General features: G+C 69.4%; 15 protein-coding genes. 9 read left to right on the top strand and 6 right to left on the bottom strand.

Annotation, left to right across the window (positions count from 1 at the left end; translation table 11 throughout):
• Nucleotides 1-125: 125 nt before the first annotated feature.
• Together rhaI and QM720_RS03465 are read right to left on the bottom strand one after the other, a co-directional pair.
• The gene (gene rhaI / locus QM720_RS03470) at nucleotides 126-1,292 is read right to left on the bottom strand and encodes an L-rhamnose isomerase (protein WP_415124761.1); all 1,167 of its coding nucleotides are present in this window, start codon (nucleotides 1,290-1,292) and stop codon (nucleotides 126-128) included.
• On the bottom strand, nucleotides 1,289-1,672 hold the full coding sequence (locus QM720_RS03465) for an L-rhamnose mutarotase (protein ID WP_415124760.1): 384 nt from the start codon (nucleotides 1,670-1,672) through the stop codon (nucleotides 1,289-1,291). Before QM720_RS03465 ends, rhaI begins: the two co-directional genes overlap by 4 nt.
• Nucleotides 1,673-1,764: 92 nt before the next feature.
• Here QM720_RS03465 and QM720_RS03460 point away from each other — a divergent pair, with 92 nt between their 5' ends.
• Nucleotides 1,765-2,547, top strand: coding sequence for a nucleotidyltransferase domain-containing protein (locus tag QM720_RS03460; protein ID WP_415124759.1), 783 nt, complete (start codon nucleotides 1,765-1,767; stop codon nucleotides 2,545-2,547).
• A gap of 12 nt (nucleotides 2,548-2,559) precedes the next feature.
• On the opposite strand, the gene QM720_RS03455 is transcribed toward QM720_RS03460, so the two are convergent.
• From QM720_RS03455 to QM720_RS03445, 3 genes are all read right to left on the bottom strand, one after another.
• On the bottom strand, nucleotides 2,560-3,396 hold the full coding sequence (locus QM720_RS03455; protein ID WP_415127799.1) for a carbohydrate ABC transporter permease: 837 nt from the start codon (nucleotides 3,394-3,396) through the stop codon (nucleotides 2,560-2,562).
• A 62-nt stretch (nucleotides 3,397-3,458) separates the two neighbouring features.
• Nucleotides 3,459-4,361, bottom strand: coding sequence for a carbohydrate ABC transporter permease (locus tag QM720_RS03450; RefSeq protein ID WP_415124758.1), 903 nt, complete (start codon nucleotides 4,359-4,361; stop codon nucleotides 3,459-3,461).
• A 137-nt stretch (nucleotides 4,362-4,498) separates the two neighbouring features.
• Nucleotides 4,499-5,818 carry an ABC transporter substrate-binding protein gene (locus QM720_RS03445; RefSeq protein ID WP_415124757.1) on the bottom strand — a complete coding sequence of 440 codons (1,320 nt, stop codon included), beginning with the start codon at nucleotides 5,816-5,818 and terminating at the stop codon, nucleotides 4,499-4,501.
• A 247-nt stretch (nucleotides 5,819-6,065) separates the two neighbouring features.
• Between QM720_RS03445 and QM720_RS03440 the strand changes: the two genes are divergently transcribed.
• The gene (locus QM720_RS03440; protein WP_415124756.1) at nucleotides 6,066-8,744 is read left to right on the top strand and encodes a family 78 glycoside hydrolase catalytic domain; all 2,679 of its coding nucleotides are present in this window, start codon (nucleotides 6,066-6,068) and stop codon (nucleotides 8,742-8,744) included.
• Between the two features lie 27 nt (nucleotides 8,745-8,771).
• The gene (locus QM720_RS03435) at nucleotides 8,772-11,582 is read left to right on the top strand and encodes a family 78 glycoside hydrolase catalytic domain (protein ID WP_415124755.1); all 2,811 of its coding nucleotides are present in this window, start codon (nucleotides 8,772-8,774) and stop codon (nucleotides 11,580-11,582) included.
• Here QM720_RS03435 and yicI read toward each other — a convergent pair.
• Nucleotides 11,572-13,794: an alpha-xylosidase gene (gene yicI / locus QM720_RS03430; RefSeq protein WP_415124754.1), complete on the bottom strand. Its 2,223-nt coding sequence runs from the start codon at nucleotides 13,792-13,794 to the stop codon at nucleotides 11,572-11,574. The genes QM720_RS03435 and yicI overlap by 11 nt on opposite strands.
• A gap of 229 nt (nucleotides 13,795-14,023) precedes the next feature.
• On the opposite strand from yicI, the gene QM720_RS03425 reads away from it, so the two are divergent.
• From QM720_RS03425 to QM720_RS03400, 6 genes are all read left to right on the top strand, one after another.
• Nucleotides 14,024-14,863 carry a DeoR/GlpR family DNA-binding transcription regulator gene (locus tag QM720_RS03425; RefSeq protein WP_415124753.1) on the top strand — a complete coding sequence of 280 codons (840 nt, stop codon included), beginning with the start codon at nucleotides 14,024-14,026 and terminating at the stop codon, nucleotides 14,861-14,863.
• A gap of 52 nt (nucleotides 14,864-14,915) precedes the next feature.
• Nucleotides 14,916-15,950, top strand: a complete 1,035-nt coding sequence (locus QM720_RS03420) for an autoinducer 2 ABC transporter substrate-binding protein (protein ID WP_415124752.1) — start codon at nucleotides 14,916-14,918, stop codon at nucleotides 15,948-15,950.
• 150 nt (nucleotides 15,951-16,100) lie between these two features.
• Nucleotides 16,101-17,549 (top strand): sugar ABC transporter ATP-binding protein, encoded by a 1,449-nt coding sequence (locus tag QM720_RS03415; RefSeq protein ID WP_415124751.1) that lies wholly within the window; start codon nucleotides 16,101-16,103, stop codon nucleotides 17,547-17,549.
• Nucleotides 17,546-18,559 (top strand): ABC transporter permease, encoded by a 1,014-nt coding sequence (locus QM720_RS03410; RefSeq protein WP_415124750.1) that lies wholly within the window; start codon nucleotides 17,546-17,548, stop codon nucleotides 18,557-18,559. The genes QM720_RS03415 and QM720_RS03410 overlap by 4 nt, the downstream gene beginning before the upstream one ends.
• Entirely contained in the window at nucleotides 18,556-19,710 is a 1,155-nt protein-coding gene (locus tag QM720_RS03405) for an ABC transporter permease (RefSeq protein WP_415124749.1), read from the top strand. The genes QM720_RS03410 and QM720_RS03405 overlap by 4 nt, the downstream gene beginning before the upstream one ends.
• A gap of 69 nt (nucleotides 19,711-19,779) precedes the next feature.
• Nucleotides 19,780-20,625: a sugar phosphate isomerase/epimerase family protein gene (locus QM720_RS03400; RefSeq protein ID WP_415124748.1), complete on the top strand. Its 846-nt coding sequence runs from the start codon at nucleotides 19,780-19,782 to the stop codon at nucleotides 20,623-20,625.
• Nucleotides 20,626-20,632: the final 7 nt, after the last annotated feature.

Raw genomic sequence — 20,632 nt, 5'->3', positions numbered from 1 at the left:
CCGAACGGAGGGGGAGCGCGCTCAGTCGCGGCGTTTTGCGGGTGCCGGGGGTGCGAACCCGCAGGATGCCGCGACCGAACGGAGGGGGCTCCGGTGCAGGAGGGGGCTCCGGCGCAGCGGGGGCATCAGGCGCCCCAGCCGGCCTGCGTGCCGCCGACGCGCTCGGCGGCGATGCGCTGCGGGTAGCCGGAGGCGAGGTAGGCGGCGAGCGGGTCGGCGGGCAGGCCCCGCGACTCGCGCCACGCGGCGAGGGCCGGGCGGACGTCGGTGTAGAAGGCATCCATCAGCACGCCGTTGGCCGCCAGCACGTCGCCCGCATCCTGGGCCGCCGACAGCGCCTCGCGGTCGACCAGCAGCGCCCGCGCGGTCATCTCCTGCACGTTGAGCACGGAGCGGATCTGGCCCGGGATCTTGTCCTCGATGTTGTGGCACTGGTCGAGCATGAACGCCACGTCGGGGTTGTTCAGGCCGCCGCCGCGGATGACCTCGAGCAGGATGCGGAACAGCTGGAACGGATCGGCGGCCCCCACGATGAGGTCGTCGTCGGCATAGAACCGGCTGTTGAAGTCGAACGAGCCGAGCTTGCCGAGGCGCAGCAGCTGCATGACGATGAACTCGATGTTGGTCCCCGGGGCGTGGTGGCCGGTGTCGAGGCACACCATCGCGCGATCGCCGAGCGCGGCCACCTGCGTGTAGGAGGTGCCCCAGTCGGGCACGTCGGTGTGGTAGAACGACGGCTCGAAGAACTTGTACTCCAGCACGAGGCGCTGGTCGCCGGTGAGCCGGTCGTAGATGACGCGCAGCGAGTCGGCGAGGCGGTCCTGGCGGGCGCGCATGTCGTTCTGGCCGGGGTAGTTCGAGCCCTCGGCGAGCCAGATCTTGAGGTCGCGCGAGCCCGTGGCATCCATGATGTCGATGCATTCGAGGTGGTGATCGATGGCCTTGCGGCGGATGCGGTCGTCGTGGTGGGTGAGGGCGCCGAACTTGTAGTCCTCGTCCTGGAAGGTGTTGGAGTTGATCGTGCCGAGGCTCACGCCGAGGTCTTCCGCGTAGGTGCGCAGGGCGGCGAAGTCGTCGACGCGATCCCACGGGATGTGCAGCGCGACGCTCGGAACGAGCGCCGTGTAGGCGCCTACCTGCGCGGCATCCGCGATCTTCTCGTAGGGGTCGCGGGGCGTGCCGGGCGTGGCGAACACGCGGAAGCGGGTGCCGGAGTTGCCGAAGGCCCAGCTGGGCAGTTCGATGCCCTGCGCTGCGAGCGTGGCCAGGTTCTCGGGGGTCAGAGTCGTCATGATGCGGGGCTTTCCGGGTCGGTGACGGTGGATGCCGCCAGTTGGTCGTGCAGATGGAAGATCTCGGTGAGGGGTGTGGCGGCCTGGTCGGGGCGACCGCTGAGATCGACGAAGAAGCGGCTCATCTCGGCCTCCCACCGGGCGGCGACGGCGGATGCCGCGAGGTACGCCTGGGCGGCCGCGTCGTCGTCGGTCTCGTAATAGCCGAACAGGATGCCGCCCTCGCCCAGGAACAGCGAGTAGTTGCGGCGGCCGCTGGCAGCGATCTCCGCGAGCATATCGGCTCGCACCGGCGTGTGGCGCGCGACGTACTCGTCGAGCATCTCGGGGCGCACGGTGAGCCGGAATGCGACGCGGGTGGGCGTGGGATGATCGGTCATTTGCGGTGCCTGGAGGATAATAGCATGAATCGTTTCAATCTTTGATGCGACTTTAGCACGGACGTCGCCGGAGATGCGACCGGGAGGGTCCGATGGAACAGCACGAACGAGCAGTGGCGGCGTACATCGACACGGTCCGCGCGCAGCCGGGCACGCGTGCGGTGATCGTCGTGGGGTCGGTCGCCCGGGGAACCGAGCGCGCCGACTCGGACGTCGACGTCTACCTCGTCGTCGACGACGAGCGCTTCGCCGCTGAGACGGCACAGGACCGCTTCGCGTGGGTCGATCGGCGCGGGCTCGACTACCCGGGCTCGTACATCGACGTCAAGCTGGTCAGCCCGGGCTACCTCGCGACCGCGGCCGCGAGGGCGGACGACCCGACGCGGGCCTCGTTCCTCGGCGCGCGCGTGGCGTGGAGCACGCTCCCGGGCCTGGAGGAGGCGATCGCGCGCATCGTCGAGCTTCCCGAAGACGGCTGGGTCGACCGGGTGCGCTCCTACGTGGCGCAGGCCCGCCTGTACGGTGGGTACTTCCTGCCTCAGGCCGTCGCCGCCGGCGACGAGTTCCTGCGTCGCCACGCCGGGGTGCACTGCGCCCTGGCCGCGGCGCGCGCCGCGCTCGCTGCGAACCGGGTGATGCTTCCGGGGCCGAAGTACCTCGCGGCGCTCGTGCGGACGGTGCCCGCCCCGGACGGCTTTCTCGCAGCCTGGGATCGGCTGGTCGCCGCGCCCGATACCGAGACGGGGCGCGCGGTCCTCGGCATCCTCGATGACTGGCTCGGGGTCGGTCTCACGCCCGATGAGGCGCTGTCGAGGTTCATCCGCGACAACGAACTCGCATGGCTGAGGGGGACCGTCCCCGCCGAGTTCTGGTGAGCGCACGCGGCATCACCCCTTGATCGCCCCGCTGGTCATGCCCGCGACAATCTGCCGGTTGAAGAAGATGTACATGACCAGCGGCGGGATGGTGGTGAGCAGGATGTACATGAACAGCAGGTTGAACTGGCTCACCGACTGGCTCTGGAAGTTGTACAGTCCCAGCTGCACCGTCGGGTAGTCGTTTCCGGGCAGGAAGTACAGCGGCCCCTGGAAGTCGTTGAAGACGAAGACCGCCTGCACCACGATGACCGTGACGATCACGGGCTTGAGCAGCGGCAGCACCACGCCGAAGAAGAGCCGCAGCGGGCCGGCGCCGTCGATGATCGCGGCCTCGTCGAGTTCCTTCGGGATCGTCGCGACGAACGCGCGGAACAACAGGACGCAGAAGGCGAGACCGAAGGTCGCCTCGATGAGGATCATGCCCGGCATGGTCTTGAACAGTCCGAGCCCCTGCAGGACCCAGATGGTGGGGACCACGGCGGGCGGCACGATGAGCGCCGCGAGCACGAGGAAGTTGATCAGCGGGTTCAGTCGGCTGCGCTTGCGCTGCAGCACGTAGCCGACCATCGCGGCGAGGACCACCATGACCGCGCAGCTTGCCACGGTGAGGATGACGCTGTTGAAGAAGGCCCACAGCGCCTGGTAGTCGTTGGTCTCGATGACCGTGACGAGGTTGTCCCAGAACTGCGACTCGGTCGGGAAGGAGAACTCCAGCAGGCCCGCCTCGCGGGGGTTCTTCGCCGCTTGGAGCAGCACGAATGCGAAGGGCACGAGGAAGATCACGATCGACGCGAGGATCGAGAGGATGCCGAGCAGATACTTGCGCAGGAAGCGGCGCAGCGTCATCGGCTGGCGATCGGCGGGCGGGCGGCGGCGGGCGCCGACGGTGGTCACCGCTTCGGTGGCGGTCACAGTTCCGCCTCCTTCCGGTTCAGGAGCCAGGAGACCGGCACCATGATCGCCGTCACGACGATGAACAGCACCACGTTGCCGGCGGTGGACAGGCCGAAGAATCCGGCCTGGTACTGCTTGTAGATGACCGACGCGATCACGTCGCTGGTGAATCCGGGTCCGCCCTTGGTCATCGCCCAGATCAGGTCGAACGAGCGTAGGCCGCCGATGAGCGAGAGGATGATGACGGTCGCCGTGGCGGGCCGCACGAGAGGGAGGGTGATGTTGCGGAAGACCGCCCACGCTCCGGCGCCGTCCATGCGCGCGGCCTCGAAGTACTCGGAGGGGATTGCGACGATGCCGGCCATGAAGATGAGGGTCGCGATGCCGACGCCCTTCCAGATGTCGACGCCCGCCACGGTCAGCAGAGCCAGGGTGGGGTCGGTGTACCAGCCGGGCTGCGGCAATCCGAAGAACCCCAGGACGGCGTTGACCGCGCCGTGGAAGGGGTCGAGCAGAGCCTTGAAGGTGAGCCCGACGCCGATCGTGGACACGAGGACGGGGAAGAAGACCACCGCGCGCAGGTAGCCGCGCCCGATGATCGGGCCGGTGAGCAGGAGCGCGAGGCCGAGCCCGATGACGACCTTGGCAGCCGACGTGACGAAGCCGTAGATGAAGGTGTTGACGAAGCCCTGAACCAGCTGGGGCTCCTTGAAGAACTGGACGAAGTTGTCCATGCCGATGAACTGGACGTCGAAGAGCGTCCACCGGGTCAGCGAGAAGTAGAACGACGCGAAGGTCGGCACGGCGAAGAACACGATGAACAGCGCGGCGGCCGGCGCGTAGAACCAGGTGGGATAGGGGCTCTTGATCCCCTTGCGGCGAACCGGCGTGGGCGGCGTCGCGAGTGCGGTGGTCATGGTCACTCCTTTGTGAGCTGATCGCGAGCCGGGCCCGCGCGGAGATCCGGGATGCCAGAGCCTGAGGGAGAGGGGCCGGGGGCCGGCGTGCGCCGGCCCCCGGGTTGTTCCGCTGCGGTCAGGAAGCGGAGGGGGGATCACCAGCCGGACAGGCCCAGCTGCTGCGCCTGCTTCTTGACGTCCTCGTCGTACTGCGCGGCACCGTCCTTGGCGGACGTGATGCCGGAGCCGACCGCGACCGTGATGTTCTCCAGGTTGGGTTCCTTGATCGGGGAGAGGAACTCCAGCGCCGAACCGGTGGCGCCGGAGTCGAAGTAGGCCTGGATGTCGGCAATCAGCGCGGGCACCGAGTCGGGCAGCGTGCAGGCGGTGGTCACGTACGGACCCGCGGCCGAGCCGGTGTCGTTCTGCACCTGGCAGCCGTCGGCCGAGTTCGCGAACGCGACGAACTTCTTCGCGGCCTCGAGCTTGTCGCCCTCCGTCGTCTTGGCGATGTAGATCGCGTTCGGCTGCCACATCGTGATCGCCGTGTCGGCGGCCTCGACCGCGGGCAGCGCGAACACGCCGATGTCGTCGACTTTGTCGGGGTTGTTCTGTTGCACGGCGGCGATCGTCGCGGTGAGCATCGGGTACTGGGCGCCGGTGCCGTTGGCCAGGGCATCCATCGCCTGCGCGTTGGTCATCGAGGCGAAGTCCTCGTTGAGCAGACCCTTCTCGAATACCTCGGCGGTGTTGGAGAAGCCACGGAACGCGGGCTCGTCGACGTACTTCGCCTCGTTGGCGGTGTACTTCTCGGCCCAGTCCGGGTCCTGCTTGGCGACGTTGGCGAAATCGCCCAGCACGAACAGCTGGCTCGTCCAGGTGTCGCCGTAGGACTGCAGGATCGGGGCGACGCCGTTGCCCTTCTCCTTGATCGTCTCGCTGTTGGCGATGAACTCGGCCCAGGTGGTGGGAACGCTCAGCCCGAGGTCGGCGTAGACCTTCTTGTTGTAGAGCACGGCGCCGGCGAAGGAGGTGCCCCACGGAGCGCCGTACAGACCCTTGTCGGTGGAGACGACGAGCTTGAAGTCGTCGGTCAGGGTGTCGGCCCAGCTCTGGTCGCTCAGATCCACCAGCGTCGTGTCGGGGTTCAGCGCCTGCAGCAGCGAGCCGGAGTTGTAGTGGAAGACGTCGTCCATCGAGCCCGTGGAGAGCTTCGTCTTCATCAGGTTGTCGCCCTCGGTACCACTGGGCTGTGTGTCGAGCTTCACGGTGATGTCGGGGTTGGCCTTCTCGAAGGCGGCGATCAGCGCCTTGGCCTGGGTCTGGCTGGCATCGTCGTTCTGCGTCAGGTAGCTGATCTCGATCTTGCCGTCGCTGGAGCCGCCGCCGTTGCCGCTGCACGCGGCCAGCGGCAGGGCGAGCGCCGCGATCCCCGCCGCCGCGACGAGCATGCGCCGCGATGTGGAGTTCTTCATCCTTTACCTCCTTGTAAAGCTGAGCGGCCGATCCCGTCCACTCTGCCGGTTGCCTGGTGCTGCGAATGATTGAAACCATTCAACATTTGCACGCTACGGTGCAGGTCACAAAACATCAACACTTGTGTTTAAAACGATTCATCACGATCGGGTAACGGTGTGGTGCGCGGTTGACAGATTCCATGAATCGATTCACGATGGGTCTCGCGGGCCGGCGAGGCGGCCGCCCACGGAAAGGACACTGGCCATGGCGGCACTCCCCTCCCTCTCTGCGCAGGACTCCACGAGCCGGGTGGTCGCCCTGCGCACGCAGCACGGAGCCGCGCTGCTGGGCATCCCGCGCGACGGTCTGCGTCTGGCCTGGCGCGCCGAGAGCGACGACGCGGCGGCGCGCCTGATCGGCTACCAGCTCGCGTCCGGCGACCGGGACTCGGCCCTCGTCGAGGCCGAGCCGGTCGCGGGAGCCGCCGTCGGCGCCGGCGTCGCCGCGCCGCCGTCGGGGCAGCGCCGCGCCTTCGCGGTCCGTGTCGCCACGTCGGCAGGCTGGTCGCCCTGGTCGGCTCCGCTCGTCGTCGAAGCCGGTGTCGACGGGCCCGAGCTGGCCGCCCAGGTCATCGGGATCGACACGCCGGCCGACGGGCCGGTGCAGCTGCTGCGCCGCGAGTTCGTCCTCGAACGTGCCCCGGAAAGCGCCCGGCTGCGACTGAGCGCACTCGGCCTGGTCGACGCCTGGATCAACGGCGTGCGCGCGGGTGACGCGCTGCTCACGCCGGGCTGGACGTCTTACCAGCGCCGTATCCTCATCGACACGATCGATGTCACCGCGCTGCTGCGTGCGGGGCAGAACGTCATCGTCCTCGCCGTCGCCGACGGCTGGTACCGCGGCAGCTTCGGCTTCGCCCGCCGGACGGCGATCTACGGTGACCGCACCGGCGCCCTGGCCCAGCTCGAGGCCGACGGCGAGACGGTGCTGGTGACGGATGCCGCCTGGCGTGGTGGGTTCGGAGCCCTGCGCAGCGCGAGCATCTACGACGGCACCGTCACCGACCTGCGTCGGCGCGATCCGGCCATCCACGAGCCGGGCTTCGACGACGGCGCGTGGACGCCGGCAGCCGTCATCCCCGTCGATCCCGCCCGTTTCGAGCCGCGCTCCGCCCCGCCGGTGCGCGTGGTCGCGGAGCTGCCGATGACGCCGTCGTCGCACGCCGGACGCGTGCGTCTGGACGGCGGTCAGAATATCTCGGGCTGGGTCCAGCTCGTCGTGCGCGGGCGCGCCGGCGAGGTCGTCACCGTGCGCCACGCCGAGGTGCTCGAACCGTCGGGCGACCTGCACGTCTCGGCGCTGCGCACGGCCAGGGCCACCGATGTCTACACTCTCGACCGCGACGGCGAGCACGTTCTCGAACCGGCCTTCACGTTCCACGGATTCCGCTACGCCGACGTCGAGGGCGCCGATGTCGTCTCGGCCACGGCCGTCTCCATCTCGAGCGATCTCGCGCCGCGCAGCAGCTTCGCCTCGTCGCACGAAGCGCTCGACCGTTTCCACGCCAACGTGTTCTGGTCGCAGCGCGACAACTTCGTGTCGGTGCCGACCGACTGCCCGCAGCGCGACGAGCGGCTCGGCTGGACCGGCGACGCCCAGGCGTTCGCCGCGACCGCGTGCACGCTGATGGATGCCGAGGCGTTCTGGATGTCGTGGCTGCGCGATCTGGAGATCGACCAGACCGACGCCGGGGGCGTGCCGTCGGTGGTACCCGACATCATCCGCACCGAGGACATGCTGATGGGCGGTGTGCCGACCGAGAACATGGGCCGCGCCGGCTGGGCCGACGCGGCGACGATCGTCCCCTTCGCCGCGTACGAGGCCTACGGCGAGGTCGAGGTGCTGACCCGCCAGCTCGACAGCATGCGCCGGTGGGTGGAGCACCTGCGCCGCCGCGCCGGCGATGATGTCGTGCTGCCCGGCGGCGACTTCCAGTACGGCGACTGGCTCGACCCGGATGCCCCGGGAGAGCGGCCCTGGGAGGCGAAGGTGTCGAGCGACTTCGTCTCCAACGCCTTCTACGCGCACTCCGCCCGGCTGCTCGCCCGCGCCGAGCGCCTGGTCGGCGACGCCGCCCGCGGCGCGGATGATGACGCGCTCGCCGACCGCGTCGCCGCCGCGACCTTCGCCCGCTGGGGGGAGGAGGCGATTCTGACGCAGACCGGGGCCGCGCTCGCCGTCGAGTTCGGCATCGCGCCCGAAGAGCGCCGCCGGGAGATCGCCGCTGGGCTCGCCGCCAACGTGCGCCGTGAGAACGGCCGCATCGCCACAGGCTTCCTCGGCACGCCGCTCGTGTTGTTCGCCCTGTCGCGGTACGGACACCTCGACGAGGCGTACCTGATGCTGCTGCGACGCGAGGCGCCGTCGTGGCTGTATCAGGTCGACCGCGGCGCGACGACGGTCTGGGAGCGCTGGGACGCGATCCTCCCCGACGGCAGCATCCACTCCGGCGCGATGGATGCGGTCCCCACCGAGGAGGCGGACCGCGAGGAGGGCAACATGCTCTCCTTCAACCACTACGCCTACGGCGCTGTGATCGACTGGGTATACCGCAACGTCGCCGGCCTGGCGCCGCACGAGCCCGGCTACGCGGTGACGCGCGTCGCCCCGCGACCGGCCGTGGGACTGGACAGCGCCTCTGCGTCGATCCAGACCCCGTACGGCTCGCTGGCGATCGACTGGCGCCTGCGAGACGGCGTCTTCGAGGCCGAGGTCGAGGTGCCCTTCGGCGCGCGCGCCGTCCTCGACCTGCCGGTGACGGACGGATCTGTCGTCACCGTCGCGAGCGCCTCCGCCTCGGGGGGCGAGGTGCCGGCCGAGCTCGGTCACGGCATCCATCGCCTCACCGTGACCGCGCCTCGGATCGCCCAGCCGGTCGCCTGAACCCCACCCCCGCCACGAAGGAGCACCATGAGCCAGCCGACCACCCGGATCACCGCTGAAGCACCGCACGGCAGTGACGTCGTCGCAATGCCCGCCCCTCGCCTCACGTGGCGGACCGAGACCGATGCGCGCGACTGGCGGCAGGCGTCGGCAGAGCTCGAGCTGACGCGGGGCGGAGCCGTCGAGACCCATCGCGTTGACGGGCGGGAGTCGAACCAGGTGGCGTGGCCGTTCGCGCCGCTCGCGCCGCGAGAGGAGGTCGCGGTGCGGGTGCGCGTGACCGGCGCCGACGGGGTCAGCGGAGCGTGGAGCGTACCGGCGCGCATCGTCGCCGGGTTCCTCGGCGAGGGGGAGTGGGTTGCGCAGCCCATCGGCCTGTCCTCACCCGCGGCCCCGGCCCAGCCCGCCTACCTGCGCACCGAGTTCGATATCGACGCGCCCGTCGCGCGGGCCACGCTGTACGCCACCGCCGTGGGCGCCTACCAGGTCGCCGTCAACGGTGCCGACGTCGACGACCAGGTGATGAAGCCGGGGTGGACGCCGTACGCGCAGCGCACGATCCACGAGACGACCGACGTCGCGCCCCTGCTCGTGCCCGGCCGCAACGCGATCGGCGTGCGGCTGGCCGGAGCCTGGGCGACGGAGGAGTTCGGCTTCCGCGACAGCGCGCACCGGCACTACGGCGACCAGCCCCGGTTCGCGGCCCAGCTGCTGATCGAGTACGCCGACGGCCGTTCCGCGCTTCTCGCAACCGATGCGACCTGGCTGGCGTCGACGGGGCCGATGCTCTCGAGTGGCCTGTACGCCGGTGAGGAATTCGACGCGCGACTGCGGCCGGTGGACAACGCCGGGCGGACGTTCTCCGACACCGGCTTCGACGCCGCGGGGTGGATGCCGGTGGCCGTGCACGAGCCGATCGCCACCCCCGAGGCCCGCACGTCGCCGTTCGTGCGGCGTATCGAGGAGCTTCCGGTGCGCGAGGTCATCACGACGCCGGACGGGCGGACGGTGGTCGATTTCGGCCAGAACATCGTGGGGCGGCTGCGGATCCGCGTCTCGGGGCCGGCGGGCACCGAGATCATCCTGCGGCACGCCGAGGTGCTCGAGCACGGCGAGCTGGGCACGCGGCCGCTGCGCGCCGCCGCGGCCACCGACCGCTACATCCTCGCCGGCGCCGGCGAGGAGGAGTGGGAGCCCGAGTTCACGTTCCACGGCTTCCGCTACGCCGAGGTCTCGGGCTGGCCGGGTGATTTCGCGCCGTCCGCTGTGACCGCCGTCGTGATCCACAGCGACATGGAGCGCACCGGCTGGTTCGAGACCTCCGATCCGCTCGTCCAGCAACTGCACGACAACGTGGTCTGGGGGCTGCGCGGCAACTTCCTCTACCTGCCGACCGACTGCCCGCAGCGCGACGAGCGACTCGGGTGGACCGGCGACATCCAGGTGTTCGCTCCGACCGCGAGCTTCCTCTACGACGTGCGCGGCTTCCTCGACTCCTGGCTGCGGGATCTTGCGATCGAGCAGGTCGACGGCATCGTCCCGTTCGTCGTGCCCAACGTCCTGGGTCCGGGCCAGCCCGCCGCCGCGTGGGGCGACGCGGCGACCGTCGTCCCCTGGGTGCTGCACGAGAGGTACGCCGACAGCGCCACCCTCGCGCGTCAGTACGAGAGCATGAGGGCGTGGACCGACGCGCTTGTCGCGCTCGCGGGGCCGCGCCGCCTGTGGGAGGGCATGTTCCAGTTCGGCGACTGGCTCGACCCCGACGCGCCGCCGGAGCAGCCGGCTGCGGCGAAGACCGATCCCGACATCGTCGCGAGCGCGTACCTGTTCCGCTCGGCCGACGCGGTGGCACGCGCCGCGGAGTTGCTCGGCCACGACGCCGACGCCCGCACCTATCGCGAGATCGCCGAGCAGGTGCGCCAGGCCTTCCTGGCCGAATACCTCACGCCCAGCGGTCGCATGGTGTCCGACGCGCAGACCGCCTACGCGATGGCGATCGTCTTCGACATCGCGCCGGCCGGGCAGCACGCCGCACTCGGTGCCCGCCTCGCGGAGCTGACGCGCCGGTCGGGGTACCGCATCGGCACCGGATTCGTCGGGACGCCCATCATCCAGGATGCCCTGTCGCGCACCGGTCACCTCGAGACCGCGCGGCGGCTGCTCACCCAGACCGAGTGCCCGTCGTGGCTGTACCCCGTCACGATGGGGGCGACGACGGTCTGGGAGCGCTGGGATTCGATGCTCCCGGACGGCTCGATCAACCCCGGTGAGATGACCTCGTTCAACCACTACGCGCTGGGCGCGGTGGCCGACTGGCTGCACCGCGTCGTCGCGGGCCTCGCCCCTGGCGCCGCCGGGTACGAGAGCATCCGCATCCAGCCGCACCCGCTGGCCGGCTTCGACTGCGCGTCGGCCGAGCACGAGACGCCGTACGGCCGTGCGCGGTCGGGGTGGTCGCGCACCGGCGGGACGATCCGGGTTGAGGCGACGATCCCGCCCAACACCACGGCATCCGTCGTGCTGCCGGACGGGCGCGCCCTCGAGGTCGGTTCGGGCGGCCACGTGTGGGAGGTGGCCGACGCGCCACCACCGGCACCGGCACCCGTCGGTCTCGAGTCGAGCCTGGCCGCCGTGATCGACGACCCCGAGGCCTACGCCGCCATCGCAGCGGTACTCGAGGCGGCCGACCCGCAGGCGGCGCACGACTTCCGGACCGCGACGATCTGGACCGCGCAGCGTCCGCTCGGCAAGAGCCTGCCCTGGAGCGCCGGCCCCGACCTCAGGGACGCCGTGGCGGAGCGCCTCGCCGACCTGTCGGCGAGGCGACTCAGCCGGTGACGTCGGCGCGGTCGACCGCGAACGACTGCGTGCGGCCGTCGGGGCAGAGGACGCTCACCTCGGCGATGCCCGTGCCGCCGGGGAACACCCGCAGCGCGAGGCCGTCGAGGTAGTCGTAGTCGGGACGGTCGTCGCGCGCGCCCCACGGGAGCACCGCGCCCGGCCGCACGTACAGCGGCAGGCTCGTGTATCCGTGGTTCTCGCGCAGCCAGCGCCCGCCCTCGACGCTCTCGCCGGTCAGGAGCGAGGTCCACGTGCCGTCGGGGAGGTAGAACTCCACGTCGCCGGTCGGCGAGAACACGGGGGCGACGAGCAGGTCGGGGCCGAGCATGTACTGCCGGTCGAGGTAGGCCACGGCGGGGTCGCCGGGGAACTCGAGCGCCAGGGGGCGCATGAGGGGGACACCGGATGCCGCGGCATCCGACCCCCATCGGTACAGGTACGGCATCAGGCGCATCTTCAGCCGGGTGAAGATGCGGGTCACCTCGACCGCCTCCTCGTCGAAGGCCCACGGCACGCGGTAGGACTGCGAGCCGTGGAAGCGCGAGTGGCTGCCGAGCAGGCCGAACGCGGTCCAGCGCTTGAAGACGCCGACGTCGGGGGTGCCCTCGAAGCCGCCGATGTCGTGGCTCCAGTAGGCGAAGCCGCTGAAGGCGAGCGACAGGCCGCCGCGCAGCGTCTCGGCCATCGAGGCGTAGGTCGAGCTGGAGTCGCCGCCCCAGTGCACGGGCATCGACTGCCCGCCGGTTGTCGCCGAGCGGGCGAACAGCACCGCATCGTCCGCGCCGCGGGCCTCGACCAGGACGTCGTGCACGGCCCGGTTATACAGCTGCGCGTACAGATTGTGCAGGCGCTGCGGATCGGAGCCGTCGGCGTAGACGACATCCACCGGGATGCGCTCGCCGAAGTCGGTCTTGAAACAGTCGACGCCCTGCGCGACGAGCCGGCGCAGATGACCCTGGAACCAGGCGACGGCATCCGGGTTCGTGAAATCGACGAGCCCCATGCCGGCCTGCCACATGTCCCACTGCCACACCGAGCCGTCGGGCCGGGTGAGCAGGAAGCCCTGGTCGGCCGCCTCGGCGAACAGGGGCGAGCGCTGCCCGATGTACGGGTTGATCCAGACGCACACCCGCAGGTCGCGTTCGTGCAGGCGGGCGAGCATGCCGTCGGGGTCGGGGAACACGCGCGGATCCCACTCGAAGTCGCACCAGTTGAACTCGCGCATCCAGAAGCAGTCGAAGTGGAACACCGACACGGGCAGTTCGCGCCGTGCCATCTCGTCGACGAACGAGGTCACGGTCGCCTCGTCGTAGTCGGTCGTGAAGCTCGTCGACAGCCACAGCCCGTACGACCACGCCGGCACCGTCGGCGGGCGGCCGGTGAGCGCCGTGTAGCGGGCCAGGACGTCTTTCGGGGTGGGGCCGGCGATGACGAAGTACTCCAGCACTTCGCCGGGGACCGAGAACTGCACCCGCTCGACGACCTCCGACCCGACCTCGTACGACACGTGGCCGGGGTCGTTCACGAGCACGCCGTAGCCGCGGTTGGAGAGGAAGAAGGGGATGCTCTTGTACGCCTGCTCGCTCGCCGTGCCGCCGTCGGCGTTCCACGTCTCGACGGTCTGCCCGTTCTTCACGAGCGGGCCGAAGCGCTCCCCGAGTCCGTAGATGAGCTCGCCGACGCCGAGGTCGAGCCGTTCATGGACGAACGTCCGCGCTCGCCGCTCGCCGGCGGCCTCGGAGCGGTCGGCGACGCCGGCATCCACCTGCGCATCGCCGGCGACCTGGAGGTGGGCGGCGCTGCGGCGGCCGCTTCCCGTCACGCGCCGTCCGTCGACCTCGAACGACAGGTTCCACGGGGCGCCGGTCGCGATGCGCGCGGTCAGCGGGCCGGTCGTGAGGGTGCCGGCGTCGGCGTCGGCTGCGCCCGAACCGCTGGTGGCGCCGGGGAGATCGAACCCGCCGTGCCACGACCCACCTTCGTGGTGGGCGATGCGCACCCGCACCACGCCCTCCATCGGCGCCGACAGCGTCACGGTGAGCACCGGGCGGTTGAGGGTGTGACCGCGCGAGGCGATGACCGCCGTCGGAGCGGTCACCACGAGCGCGTCGCCGTCCCCGTTCTGCGTACGCCAGACGTCGTAGGCCTCTTCCGCGTAGACCGCCGTCACGCCCGGTCGCAGCTGCCAGAATCCGTCGGTGAACTTCACGATGCCCCCTCGCCCTCGTTGATCGTTGTCGATCACAACAAAACCCTTCACACCCTAGAGCGGGAACGGCGATCCGTCAAGGAGCAGGGGGCGTCGACGACGCGCACCGGGGCGGATCCCTCGAACGGCCGGGCGCGCGCACGACGCACGGGAGAGCGTCATCGCCTCGCACCGATACGCTTTCGTAATTCTTCGCAGCTTGCGCAGACCAAAAGCATCTGAATATGTTGTGAATCAACGGTCGGTTCCCCAAAGGCGAGGAAGGAGCGTCGTGAGGCAGCGTGAAATCCGTATCATGGAGCTCCTCGACGAGCGCGGCGAAGTCCGCGTGGACGAGCTCGCCGAGATGCTCGACGTGTCGACGGTGACGGTCCGCAAGGATCTGGAGCGACTGGAGGCCGGCGGCCAACTGGTCCGCACGCGCGGCGGCGCCGTCGGGGCCACCTTCCGCGAGGGGGAGTTCCACAAGAGGCTCCGGGTCGATGTCGCGTCGAAGCAGGCCGTGGCCACTCTCGCGGCGCAGCTCGTGTCGGACGGTGACGTCGTCGCGTTCGACACCTCCAGCACCGCCTACTTCGTCGCCCGCGAAGTCGTCGATCGGCAGGATCTCGTGGTCGTCACGCCGTCCCTGCAGATCGCGACGCTCTTCCTCAGCCGCTCGACGGCGCGCATCATCATGCCCGGCGGCATCGTCCGCCGCGAGTCCAGCGGCCTGGTCGGCGCAAGCCCCGACCAGCTCACCGGGCTCGGGCGCATCACCAAGGGCTTCTTCGGGATCACGGGGCTGTCGCCCGAGCGCGGTCTTCTCGAGTTCGCGCCGGAGGAGTCGATCACCAAGCGCATGCTCGTCGACGCGTGCGCCGAGGTGCACGCCGTCTTCGCCTCCGACAAGGCCGCGGGCTTCGGATTCCACGCCTTCTGCCCGCCCGAGGCGATCACCAGCCTCGTGACCGATGACCGTCTCGATCCCGACGTCGCCGCGATGTGGCAGGCCCGGGGCGTGGAGGTCCGGCTCGCCCTGTTCCTCGGCATGGCCAGTGCGCTGGCCGCCGAGGTGCCCACCGAATGAACACAGCGAAGCTGGCCACCCGGGCAGCTCAAGAAAGAAAGAGGGAGTATCGATGAAGATATCACGCAGGATCGGGATGGCCGTGGCGGCCGCGGCCGCCGCCGCACTGCTGCTGTCCGGTTGCACGTCGCGCAACAGCGACGACACGTCCGCCAGCGCGGACGCCGGCGGCACCGACGACCTCACGATCGCGTTCGTGCCGAAGCTGCAGGGCATCCCCTACTTCGAGGCCATGAACACGGGCGGTCAGAAGGCCGCCGAAGAGCTCGGTTTCACCTGGCTGTATCAGGGGCCGACCACGGCCGACGCCGCGGCTCAGGCCGACATCGTCCGCTCGTTCATCCAGCAGGGCGTCGACGTGCTCTTCGTCGCGCCGAACGACCCGGATTCGCTCGCCCCGCTGCTGCAGGAGGCGCAGGATGCCGGCATCCACGTCGCCACGACCGACACCGACGCGCCGGACTCGGTGCGCGAGGTCTTCGTCAACCAGGCGACCGCGGAGGGCATCGGCGAGACGCTCGTCGACACTCTGCTCGACGCAATGGGTGGCTCGGGCAAGTTCGCGATCGTCTCGTGCGGTGAGACCGCGGCGAACCTTAACTCGTGGATCGACGTGATGAAGACCCACACCGCCGAGGCCTACCCCGACGCCGAGATCGTCGACACCGTCTACGCCGGCGAAGACCAGGCGACGGCGACGTCGATGGCGACAGACCTGATGAACGCCCACCCGGACCTGACCGGTCTGATCGGTGTCTGCACCTCGTCGGCGCCCGGGGTGGCGCAGGCCGTCACCGATGCCGGACGCATCGGTGAGGTGTTCACCGTGGGTCTGGGCACGCCGCAGTCGATGCTGCCCTACCTCAAGTCGGGTGCGTCGAGCGGTTCCATCCTGTGGGACGTCGAGGCGCTGGGCTACCTCACCGGGTGGGCCGGAGTGCAGCTGGCCAAGGGCAACGCGTTCGCCGCGACCAACGACGTGAGCGACGCTCTGCCCGCGGTGGAGTACGACGACGCGACCAAGACCCTGCTGCTGGGCCCGCCGACGGTCTTCACCGCCGAAAACGCGGGGGACTACGACTACTGATCCTCGGATCGCACGTTCTGCCGGGGTGCGGTGCACCCGCACCCCGGCATCCCACGATTTTCGCGGCCCCGGCCGCACGATGCAGGGAGCTTCATGTCCGAACCCATCCCGCGCCTTCAGATGCGCGACATTGCCAAAAGATACGGCGGTGTGCGAGCGATCAGGCACGCAGACATCACCGTCATGCCCGGCAGCGTGCACGCGCTGGTCGGTGAGAACGGCGCCGGAAAATCGACGCTGATCAAGATTCTTGCCGGTGCCGTCCGTGCCGACGAAGGCACGATCGAACTGGACGGTGCGCCGGTGGCCATCGGCTCGACGGCGGCCGCCATCGAGCACGGCATCCAGACGGTGTATCAAGAGCCGCAGTTGTTCGCCGAGCTGACGGTGGCCGAGAACTTCTTCGTCGGGCGTGAGATCACCAAGGGGCCGGTCATCGACTGGCAGTCGCAGGCGCCGCGCATGCTCGAGCTGCTGGACCTCGTCGGGCTCGATCGGGGCGTGGCGGCGCAGCCGCTCGGATATCTCTCGATCGCCCAGCAGCAGCAGGTCTCCATCGCCAAAGCCCTCTTGGACAAGGCGAGCATCCTGATCCTCGACGAGCCGAGCGCGATCCTCACCGACAGTGAGATCGAGGTTCTCTTCGGGGTGGTGCGACGGCTCGCCTCCGAGGGCGTCTCGATCATCTACATCTCGCACCGTCTCGACGAACTGTTCCGCATCACCGACACCGTCACGATCATGCGCGACGGGCAGACCGTGACGACCAAGCCCATCACGGAGCTCACGGTGCGCCAGATCGTCGAGCACATGGTCGGCGGCGAGCTGAGTGACGGCACCCGCACGACCGGCACGCTCGGAGCGCCGCTGCTCGAGCTCGAGAACCTCACCCTCGCCGGTCGTTTCGAAGACGTGACGCTCCAGGTGCGGGCGGGCGAAGTGGTCGGTCTCTACGGGCTGGTCGGTTCGGGCGCCGCCGAGGTGGGCGAGGTCGCCTATGGGATGCGGCGGCCGACGAGCGGAGTGCTGCGGGTCGTGGGCAGTGCCGACCCGGTGCTCTCACCGGCGGCGGCGCAGCGGCGCGGCATCCGGATGCTTCCGGCCAACCGCGCATCGCAGGGCGCCTTCTCGTTCCAGTCGATCGCCTTCAACATCTCGATCGGATCCCTCGACCTGCTCGGCAAGGTGCGCGGGTGGGTCTCGCCGGCCCGCGAGCGCACCATCGCCCGCGGCCTCATCAACCGTCTCGCCGTGAAGACGCCGACCGAGCGACAGCCGATCGCCGCGATGTCGGGCGGCAACGCCCAGAAGGTGGTCCTCGCTCGTCAGATCGTTCGCAAGCCGGAACTGCTCGTGCTGGCAGAGCCCTCGCAGGGTGTCGATGTGGGAGCGAAGGAAGAGATCCACGCCCTCATCGGGGAACTTGCCGATCAGGGCACCGCGATCCTCGTCATCACGACCGATCTGAGCGAAGTGCTGCGGGTCTCCGACCGCGTGCTGGTGTTCCGGGCCGGGCGGATCGCGCAGGAGTTCGCGCAGGGTGCGACCCAAGCTCAGCTGCTGGCCGCGGCGGCCGGTGGCGAACAGGAGGCAGCGTGAGTACGACAGCCCCCGCTCGTGCGGGAAGCCCTTCCGTCGATCTTCGACGAATCCTCCCCCCTGTCGTCACCGGCCAGGAGATCGTCCTGCTGGCCGTGCTCGCCGCGCTGTGGGTGTTCCTCGGCGTGTTCACGCCGTCGTTTCTCACCGCGGGGTCGATCGGACCGCTCCTGGTGCAGGTCGCGCCGATCGCGCTGATCGGCGTCGGGATGACGTGCGTGATCATCACGGCGGGCATCGACGTGTCGGTGGCGGGGATGATCATGGTCAGCGCCGTGATCACGGCCCAGACGCTCGTGACCTTCGATGTGCCGCTCATCGTCGCCGTGGTGCTGGCGATGGCGATCGGCCTCGTCCTCGGAGCGGCCAACGGTGCGCTGATCGCGTACGGCGAGGTGCATCCGATCATCATCACGTTCGGTACGGCCAACCTGTTCCAGTTCATCGGCCTGCGCGTGTTCAATTCGTCCACGGTCAACGGGATCCCCGACACCCTCTCGTTCTTCGGGCGCGGCGCGGCGGGGCAGACCCTCGGTGTTCCGCACTCGTTCGCGATCGCGGTGGTCGTCGTGATCGCCGCCTGGTGGTACCTGCGCTACACGCGGCCGGGCCGCAATCTGTACGCGATCGGCGGCAACGCGAACGCCGCACGGCTTGCCGGCATCAACGTGAAGCCACGGCTCGTGGGCGTCTATGCGGCAACGGGGCTGTTCGCGGGGCTCGCCGCGTGCATGGTCATCGCCACCGGCACCTCGACCCTCGACCAGTCGGTGGGCGCCGGCAAGGAGCTCCAGGTCATCGCGGCCGTCGTCATCGGCGGAACCTCCATCATGGGCGGCCGGGGCAGTGTCATCGGGACGCTGCTCGGCGCGCTGCTCGTGCAGACGGTCATCACCGGGGTGACGCAGCTCGGCTGGCCGTCGCAGCTGTCGTACCTGTTCGTCGGGATCTTCATCATCATCGCCGTCGGCACCGATCTCATCCGTGAACGAGCCAGGAGGCGCTCATGAACGCCATCGACACGACCGCGGTCATCGCCATCGAGTCTCTCCGCCCGAAGGATCGCTTCAAGGCGTGGATCGCCGCCAACATCGGAGACCGCGCGACCCTGTTGCTCGGACTGATCGTCCTCCTGCTGGTCGTGATGGCGATCTTCGACGCCGCCGGGATGACCAGTGGACGCTTCGACAGCGACTATCTGGCATCCACCCTCATCGCCTACGTCCCGCTGGCGCTGCTCGCTCTCGCCGAACTCGTCGTGATCACGTCGGGCAAGGGGGGCATCGACCTGTCGATCGGGGCGATGGTGTCGCTGTCCGGCATCGCGTTCGGCATGCTGTACCAGCAGGTCGGGCTCCCGCTGGGAGTCGCGATGACGCTGGGTGTGCTCATCGGGGCGTTGCTCGGCGCGGTCAACGGGTACCTCACCGCCTACCTGGGCTTTCCCGCACTCATCGCCACCCTCGCGACGTTCTACGCCTACCGTTCGCTCGCGCTGGTGATCAGCAATCAGAAGCCCATCTCCGGCGACGCGATCCGCGACCTGTACGGCGCGGCCAAATCGATCGAGATCCCGCTGATCGGCGGATCGCTCCCGCTCGTGCCGCTGGGGGTGTTCACCTTCCTGCTGCCGGTCGCCGTCGTCGCCTGGTTCCTGCTGAACCGGACCACGTATGGGCGACGGCTGTATGCGATCGGCACGAACGACACCGCCGCGCAGTGGGCCGGCATCGACACGCGCCGCACCCGGATGCTGGCGTACACCTTCGCCGGTGGCGTGTCGGGGCTCGTCGCGGTGTACACCGTCGCGCAGTTCGCCTCGGCCCGCCCGGATGCGGGGACCAGCGGCGCGGGGATGGCGCTGCCGGCGATCACGATCGCCGTGCTCGGCGGCGTTGCGATCACGGGCGGCATCGGCCGGCTGTCCGGGGTTCTGTTGGCGGCGCTGCTGATCGTGTGGTTGAACGCCGCGATCCTTCTGGTGGTGCCGGGCAACGATGGCGCACAGGTGCAGTTGCTCGCCCTGGGCGTGGTGCTCGTCGGGTCGGCGCTGCTCAGCCGCACGCAGTTGAGACGCACGTCCAAACGCGTCGGCACGGTCGCGGTCAAGCCGCCCCCGGCGAAGCCGGCGGGCTCGGCGACGAACTCGGACGCCGCATGATCTCGGTGCGGCGGTGGCGTGTGAAGACGAAGGGGAGATGACATCATGCGAGTGGGTTGCCATGGGTTCGTGTTTTCCGGCTCGGTCGACGAGCGGGGCATCGCGACGGCGATCGAAGGGGTTCAGCGGGCGGGTTTCGACTTCATCGAGATGCCCCTGATGGATCCGTTCGCCTTCGATGAGAAGGCGGCGGCGAGGATCCTGGCCGATCACGGTATCGAGATGACCGCCTCGCTCGGGCTGAGCGGTGCGACAGATCTCTCCAGCGAGGATCCGGCGATCGTCCAGCGCGGCGAAGACCTGCTCGCGCGCGCGATCGACATCGTGGCCGCCGTGGGCGGGACCGACCTGTGCGGGGTGATCTACTCCGCGCTACAGAAGTACACCGCACCGGCCACCGCCACCGGCCGTCGCCACAGCGCCGAGGCGCTGCGGCGCCTGGGCGCGTACGCGCGGCAGGCGAAGGTGCAGCTGTCGCTGGAGGTCGTCAACCGCTACGAGACGAATATCTGCAACACCGCGCGGGAGGGGCTGGCCTTCCTCGACGAGGTGGACAGCGACAACGTCCAGCTGCACCTGGACACCTACCACATGAACATCGAGGAGTCGGGGATGTTCGACCCCGTGCTCGATGCGGGTGACCGGTTGCGCTACGTGCATATCGGCGAAAGCCATCGCGGCTACCTCGGATCGGGTTCGGTCGACTTCGACAGCCTCTTCCGCGCGCTGCGCCGCATCCGGTACGACGGCCCGATCGTCTTCGAATCGTTCTCCAGTGCCGTCGTCGACGATCAGCTGACGCGTTCGCTGGCGATCTGGCGCAATCTGTGGAACGACTCCGACGACCTCGCTGCGCACGCCAACCGGTTCATCCGGGATGGCATCCGCGCGGTGGAGACCATCGAGATGCATTGAGCGGCTC

The sequence above is a fragment of the Microbacterium sp. genome, from assembly GCF_047602155.1.
Taxonomy (GTDB): Bacteria; Actinomycetota; Actinomycetes; order Actinomycetales; family Microbacteriaceae; genus Microbacterium.
The sequence above is the reverse complement of the archived record's forward strand: the minus strand, read 5'-3'. Positions and strand labels throughout refer to the sequence as shown.

Excerpts from the sequence above, each read along its gene's own strand:
- rhaI (WP_415124761.1), bottom strand. The coding sequence starts at position 1,292 with ATGACGACTCTGACCCCCGAGAACCTGGCCACGCTCGCAGCGCAGGGC.
- QM720_RS03465 (WP_415124760.1), bottom strand. The coding sequence starts at position 1,672 with ATGACCGATCATCCCACGCCCACCCGCGTCGCATTCCGGCTCACCGTG.
- QM720_RS03460 (WP_415124759.1), top strand. The coding sequence starts at position 1,765 with ATGGAACAGCACGAACGAGCAGTGGCGGCGTACATCGACACGGTCCGC.
- QM720_RS03455 (WP_415127799.1), bottom strand. The coding sequence starts at position 3,396 with ATGACGCTGCGCCGCTTCCTGCGCAAGTATCTGCTCGGCATCCTCTCG.
- QM720_RS03450 (WP_415124758.1), bottom strand. The coding sequence starts at position 4,361 with ATGACCACCGCACTCGCGACGCCGCCCACGCCGGTTCGCCGCAAGGGG.
- QM720_RS03445 (WP_415124757.1), bottom strand. The coding sequence starts at position 5,818 with ATGAAGAACTCCACATCGCGGCGCATGCTCGTCGCGGCGGCGGGGATC.
- QM720_RS03440 (WP_415124756.1), top strand. The coding sequence starts at position 6,066 with ATGGCGGCACTCCCCTCCCTCTCTGCGCAGGACTCCACGAGCCGGGTG.
- QM720_RS03435 (WP_415124755.1), top strand. The coding sequence starts at position 8,772 with ATGAGCCAGCCGACCACCCGGATCACCGCTGAAGCACCGCACGGCAGT.
- QM720_RS03420 (WP_415124752.1), top strand. The coding sequence starts at position 14,916 with ATGAAGATATCACGCAGGATCGGGATGGCCGTGGCGGCCGCGGCCGCC.
- QM720_RS03405 (WP_415124749.1), top strand. The coding sequence starts at position 18,556 with ATGAACGCCATCGACACGACCGCGGTCATCGCCATCGAGTCTCTCCGC.